The following is a 13,987-nucleotide window of genomic DNA, read 5'->3' as shown; positions in this document are numbered from 1 at the left end:
CACGAATACGCACAAAAGATAGATCCAAAAATCGCTCGGCATTCGCGTTTATCTATTTCAACATAAATGTGATATGTGAATCGGCGGTAAGATAAAAATTTATAAATATGCTATTGCTGGTGTAGCACATAATATGTACATCACGTATGTATATATTATGTGCTTTAGGACACTGATTGTTGTTACATGGCCCCAATTAACCAGTTATGAATATTCGCTTTGCTTTCTTATTACTCTTTGTTACGACACTGGCCGCTATAGCGTGTAAAAAAGAAAATAAACAGTCCGATCCGCTAACCATTGTCGGAATGTGGAAGTATAGCAGTTACTCGGGTGGTATAGCTGGTTTTAAGCACAAAGCTGTAGACGCCGGCACAAACATGCAATTAGCATTCGGTGACGGCGGAAGTTATCGCCAATTTGATAACGGTGCAACAACCACGCAAGATAAATTCAGCATTATTAAAAACTATGCTTTTACCAGTTATTACACCCGGGATGCTTTGCAGTTGGGCAATAAGATTGCTGGTGAAGTTAGCCTAAAGCGCGGTTCGCAGGACACCTTATTCATAACACCCGCGGCTGGCTATCCGGATGTAATGACGTTTGAATATGTAAAGCTAAAATGACAAGCGTTTTTTGAACCTGCTTAATTGGTATATTTGCGGTTAAAAAAAATTACTTGGCCACAGACAACACCAGCCGTATTATATACTTTAACGATGATGCCATTCGGGGTATCACTTTGCCTGCACGCTTTACTTTCCCGTTTTGCTACGAGCCTCACCCACTCACCCGGTTGGCGGCTGCCGAATTGCAAAAATATCTGGATACCCAAAATAATCTCGACCATAATTTTGGCTTAGAAGCAGATCAGGTGGGTTCGCCTATCGGCAAAATGTTTGGAGTATTGATAGTGAAAGACCAAAATGGCCGGTTAGGGTATTTATCTGCGTTTTCGGGAAAACTGGCCGGAAGCAACGATCACGACCGTTTTGTGCCGCCGGTGTTTGACATGCTGGTCGAAAATAGCTTTTTTTTGCAGGAACAGGAAGTCATTAACAACGTAAACGCCCGCGTACAGCAGCTATGGCAACATCCTGAATATACGAATTTAAGGGAGGATTTAGAGCGGGTAACCGTAGAAGCAGCGCAGCAGATTGCAGCATTTAAGGCTCAACTGAAAGCCAATAAACAAGATCGCAAAAAACAACGCGAAACTCATAAAGCTTTGTTACCAACAGACGAGTATGCCACACTCGAGGCTCATTTGATCAGGCATAGCCTGCACGACAAACATCAACTTAATTTACTGATTCAACAATGGAATCTACAAATTAACGAGATCAGCATAGCTATCTCGCAGTTTGAAAACGAAATTGAGACGTTGAAGCAAGAGCGGCGCGAACGGTCCGCAAGCTTACAGCAACAGCTTTTTGAGCGATATGTATTTTTAAATAAGCAGGGACAAACCAAGAGCCTGCACGATATTTTTAGCAGCACCATTTACGAAAAGCCACCGGCAGGTGCCGGCGAGTGCGCAACGCCCAAATTGTTGCAATACGCTTCTTTACACGGCTATCAACCTTTGGCCATGGCAGAGTTTTGGTGGGGGGCATCACCAAAATCCGAAATCAGGCAGCATGGTCAGTTTTACCCGGCCTGTACCGGCAAGTGTAAACCTATTTTAGGGCATATGCTGGATGGTATTGCCCTGGATGATGACCCACTGCTGATAAATCCCGGGGAAGACAGTAAGCTTGATGTCGTTTATGAAGACGAGCATTTAATTGTTGTCAACAAACCCTCGGGGTTGTTATCAGTGCCTGGCGTTAACATTAACGATTCGGTTTACAGCCGGTTAAAACGTTTATGGGTTGGCACAGAGCCACTCATCATTCACCGGTTAGATATGGCTACTTCCGGATTATTGGTGGTTGCAAAAACGCCCGAAGCTCATAAGCACATCCAGCGGCAATTTTTAAAGCGTACGGTAAGCAAGCGTTACACTGCATTGCTATCAAAAAGCATTGAAGGCGATAAAGGCGAAATTGATTTACCGCTGCGTGGCGACTTTTACAACCGGCCGTTGCAACTGGTTTGTTTTGAGCACGGCAAAAAAAGCGTGACCCGCTGGCAGGTGGTTGAGCGGCGACCCAATAAAACCTGCATTCATTTTTGGCCACTCACCGGCCGCACCCATCAGTTGCGTATGCATGCCGCCCACCATTTGGGCCTGCACGCTCCTATTGTTGGCGACGACCTTTATGGCACTGCCGACGAGCGCCTTTGCCTGCACGCGGCCTATCTGGCTTTTGAACATCCGGTAACTCACGCACGTGTATGCTTTGAGGTTAAAGAGGATTTTTAAGATATTTAAATTCTACTGGAAGATTTAGCTTTGCTTAACAGCCGCAAAAAATGAGTAATTTTCTTAATCTTATTTTGGAGTCAATTTTTGGAACTGTAGAAGTTGTTTTGTTAATGATAGCAGAAAATTTAAAGAAGATTTGATCCCGCATTTTTTAGTTTATGTAGCAGCCGCTATTTGTTTAATTTTTTATTAGCAGCGGCCTGATACGATACTACACTTATTGCTGCAGCATCAACTTTATTAGTAATCAAACTTAAATCTTTTCAAATCCGGCAGATGTTCTTTAGGTCTTTTAAGCTCGTATTCGTACAGTAACTGACCAATATTTTTCAAAAATGGCAGGCAAACCGTCTCGTACTCGTATTTATTATCATTATAAATACCGTCTTCATTTGATTGAATAACAGCGGTAATCATAAATTCAACCTGGTTTTTAAAATCGACAATGTAGGCGTTATCAATATCGTAACCGTATGAGTCGCCTATTTTATTAAATATCCTGATGTTAGGGTTAATAACTGCGTTACTGTCTGCCCCGTAAAACAGAAACTTACAAAATGCAGGATAATAACTTGGCCTGCTGTAAACCGGAGATTTGCTTTCGGTTGGATACGTGCTCATGTATCGGTAAAGCAACCGGTAATCATCTGCTTTCAGGTTAAAACGCTGGCTTTTGTCATAAGCCTCAGGAAAAAGCAGCCGCTTCAAAACGGCCTGCTGATCGACGATTGGGAATACATTTTTATCACTGAAGTCGAAAGGCTTCATCACCAATTGGTCTTTACTGTCGAGGTAGCCTTTGCCCTGCAGCATGTTATCCAGTTGCATGGGATAATCAAGCGCATCGTACAGCGCCGGCTTGGTATAAACCAAGCGATTGTTATTATAAAAATTAACCGGGTTAGTGTGCCTGGCGTTTTCACCACCATCACCAACAGCCAAACGGCCTATAATGCGGGTATTGTTAAGCTGATATTTTTTAAGCTTCTGATTAATTTCTTCGCGGCCCACAAACTCGTACAACCGATTATAAGCATCGTTATCGCTCACCAGCAAAATCTTTTTGATGTAGTGCACTATGCTCGGCTTCCCATCAGTGGATGTAGTATCCTGCATTACCTTGGTTTGCCCGGCAAAGGCGCTGTCGGTAAGCATTGCAGCTTCTTTGTTCAATCCTTTTATGCGCAACTCGTTCAGTTTTTCGAGTGCAAAGATGGCTGTAGGTAATTTAACCGTGCTGGCCGGGTAAAAATAGCGCTTAGAATTAAGCCGGTAACTGCACGAAGTAAAATGCGGCACATTGTTTTTGTCGCGGTTAATTTGCGTATACAGTAGCTGCACCTCGTTATGTTGCGGATGCTGTAAAATGCCCTTAAATAGATCGGGGTGAAATTGCAGCAGATTGTGTAAAAACAAAGTATCCATCGTTTGAGCTGACGAGTTTAAACATAATATGCTCAATATAAGCAACAATAAATGTCTCATAATAAAGTAAAAATAAGTGTTACTTTTTCACCGGCCGTTTAATTCTTTCACGGTGTTGAAGTCCCCAGGCTGCAATGCTTTCTGTTAAGGCACCGAGGGTATGCCCATATTCTGAAATATGATAAGTAACCGCCGGCGGGCTGCTCTGTGATACTTCGCGCACAATCAGTTCATTAATCTCCAGCTCTTTCAATTCGCGGCTTAATACCTTACCTGATATGCCGTTAACATCTTTGAGCAGAGCCGAATAGCGCATAGGCTGGTAGCAGAGCCGCGCCAATATAGATACTTTCCATTTACCGCTTAAAATGTCCATGGTATCATCAATAGCGCGTATCTTTTTCTGGCATTCGGTAAACGGTGGCAAATCAACTAATATCGGTTTCATAACGTATGTCGGTTACTTTTTTGTCACTTGGGTGATTGTTAGGTTACTGTTACTTTTTGTCACTAAGTTACATTTTTAAAGTTAATGCCCTTACCTTTGGCAAAAAACAAATACCATGAGTTTACTCGAAGATCTACAATGGCGCTACGCAACTAAAAAAATGAATGGCGCTAAGATACCGCCAGAAAAACTGGATTACATATTAGAAGCAACCCGCATGGCTCCTTCGTCATCAGGCTTGCAGCCATATAAAGTAATTGTTATATCAGACCCCGCCCTGCTCGAAAAAATAAAAGGCATTGCCTATAATCAAACCCAAATCACTGATTGTTCGCACCTGTTGGTTTTTGCAGCGTGGGATAGTTATAGCGGTGAGCGTGTAACCCAAGTTTTTAACTACATGATGGATGAACGCGGCTTGCCACACAGCAACATGGACGCTTACAAACAAACAATTTTAGGTTTGTACGAAACTAAAGGTACCGAATGGCAGGCACATCATGCGGCCAAACAAAGTTATATTGCCTTTGCCATGGCGATTGCCGCGGCAGCCGAGCAAAAGGTAGATGCTACTCCTATTGAAGGCTTCTTGCCCGAAAAATTAGATGAACTTTTAAATCTCCGGGACAGTGGCTACCATAGTACCGTACTTCTTCCTTTAGGCTACCGCGAAGCCGGGCAAGACTGGCTGGTAAACATGAAAAAAGTGCGTATGCCTAAAGAGTTGTTTGTTACCGAGATGACGCTTGCCGACGCAGCCGATAACCAGGAAGCCCCCATGGAGATGAACCTGGATGCTTTTACTCAAAAGTAACCGGGCGTTGTATGAGATTATAAACCTGCTGCCTGTTGAAAGGCGGCAGGTTTAATTATTTACATTGGTGTTCAGCAATACGTTAAAATCAAACTATCAATGCTGTAACTTACATCTTATCAAGCCAAGCCTCTTTACTTATCTCATACACAAAATTGAGTTTAGATGCCTCGCCAAAATACGTTACCTGTTGCTCGTCTGTCTTTATTGCTCCCAACCTGCCAATAGCAATTTGCGAACGTACGTTGCCCGCGCCAATGTGAAACCTGACCACGTTAACGTACTGAAAAATATAATCGAGCATCATGGCTTTGACCGCCTGGTTAATGCTCTTACCCCAACAGTTTATTGCATAAAACGTGTAGCCAATAAAAATACTTCCGTCCATATCGCTATGGTCATAAAAGCGCGTGCTGCCTATTAACTGCCCGGTGGCATTATCTATCACTTTAAAAGCACCACTGCTTTGCATAGCCCCTTCAAAAAATGTTAAGAAAACATCGCGTTGGTAACGGTCGCGGTTAGGATGCTGTTCCCATATTTTAGCATCACTGGCAACGTTATACAATGCTTTGAAATCTGTTGCCTGTAAGGGTTGCAAAGTAACGCTACCGTTGGTAAGCGTGGGTTGTATATTAAAATTCATGTTTAATCCGGCTTCTCTAAACAAGGATAAATAATCAGGGAGATTTAAAGTACATAGGCAGTAAAAATTTAAAATATACTATCTTTAAACGTAACTTCAGATACGGCGGCCACTTAAGTGCCTTCGGATATTTAAACCAAACAAACACACAAAAAACCGCATAGTACAGTTATGAACGCCAGCCACGACCAACGCATTGCCCGTATGACCTTTGGCTCAGTTTATCCGCACTACATTGCTAAAGTGGAAAAGAAAGGCCGCACCATCCAGGAACTGCAACAGGTAATTACCTGGCTTACCGGCTACGACGAAACGCAACTTCAACGGCTAATCGACAATAAAGCAACCTTTGAAAACTTTTTTGAGGGTGCTATCCTCCATCCTAATGCACACCTCATTACCGGCACTATCTGTGGCTACCGTATTGAGACTATCGAAAACCCGTTAACCCAACAAGTGCGTTACCTGGATAAGCTGGTGGATGAACTGGCTAAAGGCCGGAAGATGGAAAAGATTTTGAGGCAAAACTGAGTATTGCCAGTTGTATTGCAAACATCAAATATGCCTTGTTTATCACGCATGATTAGAGTGCTTTTGTTGTTGGCGTTATTGCTGCCCATTGTTATCAGCCAGACAAACGCTCAAACCATAAAAATCCTCTCTGTGCAGGGTAAGCCGGCGTTTATTAAGTTAAATCATCCATCCGCAACCGAAACTTTATCAATTACTTCATCAAAAGACACCATAACGCTAAATAACTTTTGGAGTTTAGATACTGTACTGGCGCAAGGTAAGATATTTCTAAAAATCGACTATGCTGTGCGTGTAGGTTCAAATAACAGTAGTGGCTACCAGTTATGGCTATTTGTTGATAACGGCAGGTTAAAGCAGGCGTTGCATATCAATTCCTTTCGCAAATCAGATTACGGACATACAGATTATAGCCGTTTTAAGGCTAACACTTCACTTACCGGTGATAATGCCACAAATTACCGGTTGATATTGAACATGAAAAATAAAGAAAGACATCCCGGTAAAGCGCCGTTTGAAATAAACAAAGTTCAACAGTTGATATTCTCAATTAAAAGAAGAAGCTTTTATGATGAATTAATTCAGTTTAGAGGCGAATACATTTTTAATGCCATCAACAGCAAAAAGAACGAAAGCCACTTTATCAACCAGGCAGTACCTGTTGTAAACGTTTTGAAAGATAGGTACTATTTTATTAACGGTAATTGGTACACGAGATATAAAGGCACCTTTTATACTATGGCTCAAATTTAAACGGGGCCTTACTTTGCCTTTTATACTTATCTTGCCCGTATATTTTATGCTACAATGAAATCTTTTTTCCTATTAGCACTACTCCTTTTTACCGTACGCATCGGCTTTGCCCAACAAAGTGCCACCATCACTTACGAGGTTAAATACCACGGAAAAAAAGTGCCCGGTAGCAGCTTAAGATTATTTATTGATGGGCAAAAAGCTCACCTGCAGCGCGTGGCCGACCCTAATGCCAAAGAGCAATATTATTTGGATTATGCCGCTGGTCGTACCTTGCAAATACTCATGCTGCAAAACAATGCTCATGTTACCCAGCAAAAGGCTTTTAATGATTACGAACAACCGGAGTTATTACCCGACACGACTACTATTTTAGGTTACACCTGTAAAAAAGCCAAGGTCATCATCCGTAGTAATACCGTTGAAGTTTGGTACACGAACGCGCTAAAGCTCAAAGGAACTCCAAGCATAGGCGTAACGCCGGGTTTGGGCTTGGTACTTAAAACTATTCGTAACGGAGAACAGGAAGTTGTGGCAACACAAATCAGCTTAAATAAAGTAAAGCCGGCCGACCTGGCCTGGCCAACCGCTGCCAACATGGGCCCTATTGTTGATGCTGCTACTTACACGCAGCAACTTATTGAAAGCAGGTACAAAACCATTACAGTGTTTAACCAGGAACAAATTTCTTTTAACTACGATAAGCCTAACCCTGCTGCCGACCAGAAAAATGCAACCTACCATTATGCCGGAGGCACAGTCATCCTTAAAAAAATCACGCTACCAGCGTACTCCCCCGGTACGCAATTATTTGCCGAACTCTCGCAATATTCTAACGGCGACGCTTACGATCGCACCGGCTCGGTGTTTATGATTCCTGTCGACAGGCAACAATCGTTTTTAAACGGTTTGCAGCAAGGCGTTAAAGCGCTGCCTGTGTACCACAATAAATATCAGGGCGTGGTTGCTACCGACAGCTACCTACCCACGCTGGAGTTGTTGCGCTTTTTTACGCCGTTTGGTGTGGGGCAGTTCAATAAGGCCTCTAACATCAAAGGTTATAATTGGGCCGATTCGGCCGTTTTTAGACAGGAAATTACCGAGCTGCAACCCCGTTTACAGGGCGATGTATGGATAGGCGTATTTATTGGCAATTATGATAAAGGCGGCCATAAAGTAAGTCTGCGTCTTAAATATTACCCTGGTGATGGCAGCGAGAAATCATCCATAACTCAACCCTTTGTGCTACCTCTGTTTAATACCACCAACCTTATGGAAATGGCAGGCCAGGAATATGGAACCATGTTCGACCACGACTCGCTGACGGTTACTGCTAACATACCAGCGGGCATTAAAAACTTGCAGCTGCGTTACATTACCACCGGCCATGGCGGCTGGGGCGGCGGCGATGAATTTAACCAAAAGCTGAACGAGATTTTTGTAGACGGCCAGCGTATCTATCACTTCATCCCTTGGCGTACCGACTGCGGCACCTACCGCCTGCTTAATCCATCATCTGGTAATTTCGGCAACGGTTTATCATCAAGTGATTTAAGCCGTTCAAACTGGTGCCCCGGCAGCCTCACACCACCCATATACATCCCCCTGCCCGATCTGAAACCCGGCCTGCACACTTTTAAAGTAGCCATCCCTTTGGGTCAACGCGAGGGCACGGCTTTTAGTGCCTGGAATGTATCGGGATGCGTGATGGGTGTGAAGGATTAATGACTAAAGGGAGTTTTTCATTTTTTTAGAAGATACGCTTAGAGATAGCAAATAAAAACGCCAGCAGACAATCTCGAATTGTTCGGAGTAGCGTTTGCCTAATTGGCTACAAGTTTAACCAATTTGGCTACTCAGTAGAGCATTGTAAATCTCAGCTTTGCATTGTTAAAGCTACAAAGATGAAAAACAATGTTAATGGGAAAACAATAGTAATAACAGGGGCCAGTAGTGGTATTGGTAGGGCTACTGCAAAACTATTGGCTAATCAGGGTGCAAAATTGGTTTTAGGTGCTCGCCGTAATAACCGGTTGCAAGAGTTGTCTGATGAAATTAACAAAACAGGTGGTATAGCTGTTTATCAGCAAACAGATGTGACAAGCAGGTTAGACGTAACTGCCTTGGTAGAGTTTGCGGTGCAGACATATGGTGGTTTAGATGTGATCATCAATAATGCAGGTATCAGTCAGTTGCAACGGATGGAGCAACTCGACGTTGATGGCTGGGAGCAAATGATAGACGTAAACTTAAAAGGTACACTTTACGGAATAGCGGCTGCCATGCCTATCTTTAAGAAACAAGGTTCGGGACACTTTATTAACGTAATATCAACAGCAGGTATAAGCATTGTGCCAACAATGGGAGTGTATGCAGGTACAAAAAATGCCATACGCACTATTGGCGAATGTTTAAGGCAAGAATCGGAAGGGCGCTGGCGCGTAACAGGTATATTGCCTGGCTTTGTGGCTACAGAATTTGTGAGCAATATAAAAAATGACGAGATAAGGAATACTTTACAGAGCAAAGCCGACCAAATAGCTATGCCCCCGGAAGCCGTTGCCGATGCCATTGCATTTGCTATAGCCCAACCTGCTAATGTTGATGTAGGAGATATTGTGATACGCCCTACAGTGCAAGGTTAAAATATTAAAGCACTTTTAAAATTATTTGTAAAAAATGGAATCAGGCAATAATAATACGCTAACGTTTAAAACAATTGCCGACTTAACTGAGCGGATGTACCTGCCAGTTCCGCTTCACCCGCTCGTCACCCTCATAAATTACGATACTATAAAACCAAACTTAAAGGATGCCGGCAACTGGGTTACACTTGACTTTTACAAAATATCATTCAAAAACGATTTTAAAGGAAGTGTAAAATACGGGCCTAACCGCTACGATTTTAAAGAAGGTGGCCTTGCTTTTCTCGCACCTGGTCAATCAGTGGAAATTCCTTCCCAAACAGCAGACTACCAGGGATTTGTTTTATATTTCCATCCTGATATACTGCGCGGCCACCCTTTAGCACAACATATTTTTCGGTTTGGATTTTTTGATTATTGTGTAACAGAAGCGCTTTTCTTGTCTGACAATGAAAAACGTATCATAACAACTTTATTTGAAGCTATCGGGACTGAGTTGCACAATCCAACCGACACTTATAGTCAAGACATTTTGCTGTCACAGATAGAATTACTGCTCAACCATAGCAACCGCTTTTACAATCGTCAATTTATCACCCGTAAAGTATTGCACCATGATTTGATAGATAGAATGAATAATTATTTGCTCCAACATTTCAGCACCGGAAAAGCATTGCACAGCGGTTTACCGTCGGCGCATGACCTTGCTGTTTATCTAAATGTCTCCCAACGCTACTTAAGCGATATGCTTCGCACGCTCACCGGCAAAACCACACAGCAATATATTCATCTGTTAATTATCGACCAAGCAAAACAAATGCTTAATCAAAAGGCGCTGACTACAGCCGAAATAGCCTATCAATTGGGGTTTGAACATCCGCAGTCCTTCAACAAGCTTTTTAAACAAAAAACCGGACTCTCTCCAGCAATGTTTAAACAAAGAAGATCAACTTAGTCGATTCTGTTAACTATGAATGAGAGAGACTATTGATAATACTAGTTGGTTAACAAAAATGTAATTCAATCCTTAAACACAAATAAATAACAGCTTTATCAAAAAACTCATAATATTATATAGAACAAGCATTTATAGTAGTTGTGCTAATGCAGTAAATTTGAAAAATTTAACCAATTTTTCATTATGAGTATTTTAGAAATCTATGATCGTATTATTATACTTAACAAGTTAATGGTTGCTAAACTCATAATAACTTATTATGGTGAGTCATCATAATCCAAAGGCTTTAAATAAATAAAGCTGCGCCTTGCAGCACAGCTTTCCCTCAAGTATAAAAACAGCCGCGCATGCTATGGAAACAGCACGGACGTTTTTAAAAGATCTTTAGTTTGTAATCACGGATCGATAGCGCCTTCGAGCAGGTTAATTTTTTCGATATAGCGCAGGCAATTGTGTATATACACATGTCCGGGTTTTGAGGGCTCCATACCTAAATCTTCGATAATGCGCGAGTTGTCAAAACGTTGCCCTAATTCGGCAAACTCCAGGTACGGATCTAATCCAGCGAAAAGGATACGCAGGTTACTTAAATCTTCAAATTCATATTTCAGGTGTTCCAGGTATTCAAAGTGCTCAAAAAGCTCGTGCCCAACCGGTAATTTTCCTTTGGCCCACAATTTTAGTGGGTTAAGCATATGTTTACCTATAAAGCGGTGCGGCAGCATATCATCAAAGTAATTATCAAATACACGGGCAATCTGTAACGGCGATGTGCAGGCATCGTTACCTGCCGAAATATGGTAAACGTTATAGTTACGTTTTGCAAACAGCAGTTTAGTCATCACATCGGCAACAAAGTCAACCGGCACCATATCCAGCGAGGCATACTGTTCGGCAGGCACCAGGCGCAGCTTATTCATGGTAGCCAACGCCCATAAAATGACCGGCGAACGCGGCTCAACGCCACGGCTGTCGCCCATAATGATAGACGGACGAACCACTAAAATTTTATCTTCGGGCAAATGCTTTTTAAGTAACAGCTCTCCCTGCATTTTAGTGTAAGTGTACTTAACCAGATGATTTGCCTTTAAATTGGGCGTTTCATCTTCGGTTACCAAACGGTGCTTTACATCCCGGCCGCAAATAGTGGCAGTACCTACATACATAAAAGTATTAAGCTTAGGTAGCTGCTTGGCCCACAGTAAAATTTTGGTTAAGCCACCTATGTTGGCTTTTTCTACCAATTCATCTTTTACTTTTGCAAAAGAGGTATTAGCGGCAGAATGAATGATGTTGGTTATGCCTGCCAGCTCTTCGTTAGCAATTAACTGACTGGTAAGCTCGTCATCAAAAAGGTCTCCCAATACGGGCACTACTTTTTGCTGGTCAAATTCGTCGTTGTGCAGGCTGAATATTTTACTTAGCCTGGCTTGAGCGCTGCCGATTGAGACCGCGCGGATAAGACAGTAAATTTTACTGATCTCTGTCCGTTTGGAAAGGTTAACGAGCACCTCTCCGCCTACCAATCCGGTTGCTCCTGTTAAAAATACTTCCATATAGTTTAAGTTTTATTATGAGGCTAATCCAATAATTCGAGGCCCATAATGCCGAGTATGATAAATGATACCGACACAATTTTGGCCACCGAAACATTTTCTTTAAAAAACAACATGCCTATAATGGCTATAAGCGCCGTACCGGCTGATGCCCAAATGCCGTAAGCAATGCTTACTTCCATTTTTTCGAGCACAAACACCAGCGCTGCCAGGCTTAACCCATAAAAAACAAACACTAAAATAGATGGAAAGAGCTTTGTGAAACCCTCGGCATATTTCATGCAAATGGTGCCCAGCACCTCAAAAACAATACCCGCTGCCAGGTAGGCCCACTTCATTCCCATCATTTATTTGTATGTATAGATCGGTTGTCTTAACGGGTAAAACCTTAAATTTTGACCGCTTATACAAAGATGTAGTGGGCCGGTTAACGCCACCTTAAAATAGGATTAAAATAAACTTAGAAATTACAACGGAAATGTTACAATAACCTGGTTGGTGTTGGCATCAACAATATGAAAGGCAATATTGGCTTGGTGGTATTCTATCACCCGTTTTACAATGCTTAAACCAATACCGCTGCCCGACCGGTTCTGACTGTTGTTACCACGATAAAACGCGCTGAACAGCATCTCGGTATCGATAACGTTAGGAACCGGACCCGTATTGGTAACAATAACCTGGATGCTTTTAGCTTTTTGCCTGATGCAACAATCTACCACCCCATTGTCTGAGTACAAAAAGGCATTTTTGATGAGATTAACCATCACAATTTTCAACAGTACTTCGTCGGCCTTAATTTCGATGTCGGTTTCTTTTTCTGTGTTGTTTTCAATTTCAAACTTTAACTTGAGATCGGGATAAGTAGCAGAAAGCTCCGTTGCCGCACCGAACAAAACTTCATCCAATCTTACTAAAGAAAACATCAAAGAATTACGCCGGTTGTTCACCTCAGCAAATGCAATAAGTGACGAAATAATTTCAGACAATTTAAAAGCATCCTCAGCTACACTAACCATATAAGCTCGGGTTACATCATCCAGTTTACCACTGTGCAGCATATTTTCTGTTTGAGCAGCAATGCGCGCCACAGGCGTACGCAACTCATGCGAGGCGTTAGATGTAAAGTCGCGCTGGCGGGCATAGGCTTGGTCAATACGGTCCATCATTTGGTTGAATGAGTTAGCCAACGCATTGATTTCGTCTTCGCGCCGGGCTTTGGGCAGCCTTATCGTCAGTTCATTTTCGGCTATCTCCTGTATCTGCTGACGAAAGTTATCCAGCGGTTCCAGGCTTTTTTTACTGACACTGAAAGATAACAAACCCACCAGTAAAATACCGCTTGCAAAAGCGCCCAACAACAAGTACTTCAAATAAACCAGCTTGCGGTTACCGTAGGTATCTGTTGCAGAAATCAATACATAATAATCTTTTCCGTCAGACGGGTAATAAAGGCCCAATACGTCAAACTCGCGCACGTTCCTTAATACATGTCCCTCTTTTTTTATCTCGCTTAGCTCGGCAGCGCTCCAGCGTACATCGGCTTTATCGCTGCTGCTATAAATCAACTTCATTTGCGCATCAAAAACCTGGGTTTTTTCGCGGTATAACCGGGTGATGCTATTTTGGTCTACTTTTTTCTGCTGGTCGGGTGTTACCTCCCTCACATCCAGCAGCAACCGGGCTGTAGTTTCAGCTTTTTCGGCCAGCCTGTCTACAAACTCCTCCTGCCTAAAATCAGAAAAAAGATAGTAAACCGTTAGTAACACCACTGCCAGTACTGCTGAGAAAAGACAGCTGAATACGACCGAAAATCGCTGTTTTAAATTCATGGCGC

Annotated in this window: 14 protein-coding genes; 8 read left to right on the top strand and 6 right to left on the bottom strand. The window is 42.5% G+C overall.

What is annotated here, in order from left to right; all coding sequences use genetic code 11:
- The first annotated feature begins 206 nt into the window (after positions 1-206).
- Positions 207-629 (top strand): hypothetical protein, encoded by a 423-nt coding sequence (locus AAGR14_RS10265; RefSeq protein WP_342648501.1) that lies wholly within the window; start codon positions 207-209, stop codon positions 627-629.
- Between the two features lie 53 nt (positions 630-682).
- Positions 683-2,371: a pseudouridine synthase gene (locus AAGR14_RS10260; RefSeq protein WP_342648500.1), complete on the top strand. Its 1,689-nt coding sequence runs from the start codon at positions 683-685 to the stop codon at positions 2,369-2,371.
- Positions 2,372-2,614: 243 nt separating this feature from the next.
- Here AAGR14_RS10260 and AAGR14_RS10255 read toward each other — a convergent pair whose 3' ends face one another.
- A complete protein-coding gene (locus tag AAGR14_RS10255) occupies positions 2,615-3,799 on the bottom strand; it encodes a serine hydrolase (protein ID WP_342648499.1) in 1,185 nt (394 codons plus the stop codon).
- Positions 3,800-3,878: 79 nt separating this feature from the next.
- Positions 3,879-4,247, bottom strand: a complete 369-nt coding sequence (locus AAGR14_RS10250; RefSeq protein WP_342648498.1) for a helix-turn-helix domain-containing protein — start codon at positions 4,245-4,247, stop codon at positions 3,879-3,881.
- Positions 4,248-4,362: 115 nt separating this feature from the next.
- On the opposite strand from AAGR14_RS10250, the gene AAGR14_RS10245 reads away from it, so the two are divergent.
- Positions 4,363-5,061: an NAD(P)H-dependent oxidoreductase gene (locus AAGR14_RS10245; protein ID WP_342648497.1), complete on the top strand. Its 699-nt coding sequence runs from the start codon at positions 4,363-4,365 to the stop codon at positions 5,059-5,061.
- A 109-nt stretch (positions 5,062-5,170) separates the two neighbouring features.
- Here AAGR14_RS10245 and AAGR14_RS10240 read toward each other — a convergent pair whose 3' ends face one another.
- A complete protein-coding gene (locus tag AAGR14_RS10240) occupies positions 5,171-5,707 on the bottom strand; it encodes a GNAT family N-acetyltransferase (protein WP_342648496.1) in 537 nt (178 codons plus the stop codon).
- Between the two features lie 171 nt (positions 5,708-5,878).
- Between AAGR14_RS10240 and AAGR14_RS10235 the strand changes: the two genes are divergently transcribed.
- From AAGR14_RS10235 to AAGR14_RS10215, 5 genes are all read left to right on the top strand, one after another.
- On the top strand, positions 5,879-6,238 hold the full coding sequence (locus AAGR14_RS10235) for a DUF2200 domain-containing protein (RefSeq protein WP_342648495.1): 360 nt from the start codon (positions 5,879-5,881) through the stop codon (positions 6,236-6,238).
- A 48-nt stretch (positions 6,239-6,286) separates the two neighbouring features.
- Positions 6,287-6,991: a hypothetical protein gene (locus tag AAGR14_RS10230; protein ID WP_342648494.1), complete on the top strand. Its 705-nt coding sequence runs from the start codon at positions 6,287-6,289 to the stop codon at positions 6,989-6,991.
- A 54-nt stretch (positions 6,992-7,045) separates the two neighbouring features.
- On the top strand, positions 7,046-8,716 hold the full coding sequence (locus AAGR14_RS10225; protein WP_342648493.1) for a PNGase F N-terminal domain-containing protein: 1,671 nt from the start codon (positions 7,046-7,048) through the stop codon (positions 8,714-8,716).
- Positions 8,717-8,895: 179 nt separating this feature from the next.
- Entirely contained in the window at positions 8,896-9,636 is a 741-nt protein-coding gene (locus AAGR14_RS10220) for an SDR family oxidoreductase (protein ID WP_342648492.1), read from the top strand.
- Between the two features lie 34 nt (positions 9,637-9,670).
- Positions 9,671-10,591 (top strand): helix-turn-helix transcriptional regulator, encoded by a 921-nt coding sequence (locus AAGR14_RS10215; RefSeq protein ID WP_342648491.1) that lies wholly within the window; start codon positions 9,671-9,673, stop codon positions 10,589-10,591.
- A 398-nt stretch (positions 10,592-10,989) separates the two neighbouring features.
- On the opposite strand, the gene AAGR14_RS10210 is transcribed toward AAGR14_RS10215, so the two are convergent.
- The 3 genes from AAGR14_RS10210 to AAGR14_RS10200 form a co-directional block, all read right to left on the bottom strand.
- Complete coding sequence (locus tag AAGR14_RS10210) at positions 10,990-12,150, bottom strand: SDR family oxidoreductase (protein ID WP_342648490.1); 1,161 nt, start codon at positions 12,148-12,150, stop codon at positions 10,990-10,992.
- Positions 12,151-12,173: 23 nt separating this feature from the next.
- Positions 12,174-12,497 carry a multidrug efflux SMR transporter gene (locus tag AAGR14_RS10205; RefSeq protein WP_342648489.1) on the bottom strand — a complete coding sequence of 108 codons (324 nt, stop codon included), beginning with the start codon at positions 12,495-12,497 and terminating at the stop codon, positions 12,174-12,176.
- A gap of 120 nt (positions 12,498-12,617) precedes the next feature.
- A complete protein-coding gene (locus tag AAGR14_RS10200) occupies positions 12,618-13,982 on the bottom strand; it encodes a HAMP domain-containing sensor histidine kinase (RefSeq protein ID WP_342648488.1) in 1,365 nt (454 codons plus the stop codon).
- Between the last annotated feature and the right edge of the window lie 5 nt (positions 13,983-13,987).

It is taken from the genome of Mucilaginibacter sp. CSA2-8R (assembly GCF_038806765.1).
In the GTDB taxonomy this organism is placed as follows: Bacteria; Bacteroidota; Bacteroidia; order Sphingobacteriales; family Sphingobacteriaceae; genus Mucilaginibacter.
This window is presented reverse-complemented; position numbering and strand designations above follow the sequence as displayed.

What these genes read in the sequence shown, in the direction of transcription:
- AAGR14_RS10265 (WP_342648501.1), top strand. Translation starts at nt 207, where the DNA reads ATGAATATTCGCTTTGCTTTCTTATTACTCTTTGTTACGACACTGGCC.
- AAGR14_RS10255 (WP_342648499.1), bottom strand. Translation starts at nt 3,799, where the DNA reads ATGGATACTTTGTTTTTACACAATCTGCTGCAATTTCACCCCGATCTA.
- AAGR14_RS10250 (WP_342648498.1), bottom strand. Translation starts at nt 4,247, where the DNA reads ATGAAACCGATATTAGTTGATTTGCCACCGTTTACCGAATGCCAGAAA.
- AAGR14_RS10245 (WP_342648497.1), top strand. Translation starts at nt 4,363, where the DNA reads ATGAGTTTACTCGAAGATCTACAATGGCGCTACGCAACTAAAAAAATG.
- AAGR14_RS10240 (WP_342648496.1), bottom strand. Translation starts at nt 5,707, where the DNA reads ATGAATTTTAATATACAACCCACGCTTACCAACGGTAGCGTTACTTTG.
- AAGR14_RS10235 (WP_342648495.1), top strand. Translation starts at nt 5,879, where the DNA reads ATGAACGCCAGCCACGACCAACGCATTGCCCGTATGACCTTTGGCTCA.
- AAGR14_RS10230 (WP_342648494.1), top strand. Translation starts at nt 6,287, where the DNA reads ATGATTAGAGTGCTTTTGTTGTTGGCGTTATTGCTGCCCATTGTTATC.
- AAGR14_RS10225 (WP_342648493.1), top strand. Translation starts at nt 7,046, where the DNA reads ATGAAATCTTTTTTCCTATTAGCACTACTCCTTTTTACCGTACGCATC.
- AAGR14_RS10220 (WP_342648492.1), top strand. Translation starts at nt 8,896, where the DNA reads ATGAAAAACAATGTTAATGGGAAAACAATAGTAATAACAGGGGCCAGT.
- AAGR14_RS10215 (WP_342648491.1), top strand. Translation starts at nt 9,671, where the DNA reads ATGGAATCAGGCAATAATAATACGCTAACGTTTAAAACAATTGCCGAC.
- AAGR14_RS10210 (WP_342648490.1), bottom strand. Translation starts at nt 12,150, where the DNA reads ATGGAAGTATTTTTAACAGGAGCAACCGGATTGGTAGGCGGAGAGGTG.
- AAGR14_RS10205 (WP_342648489.1), bottom strand. Translation starts at nt 12,497, where the DNA reads ATGATGGGAATGAAGTGGGCCTACCTGGCAGCGGGTATTGTTTTTGAG.
- AAGR14_RS10200 (WP_342648488.1), bottom strand. Translation starts at nt 13,982, where the DNA reads ATGAATTTAAAACAGCGATTTTCGGTCGTATTCAGCTGTCTTTTCTCA.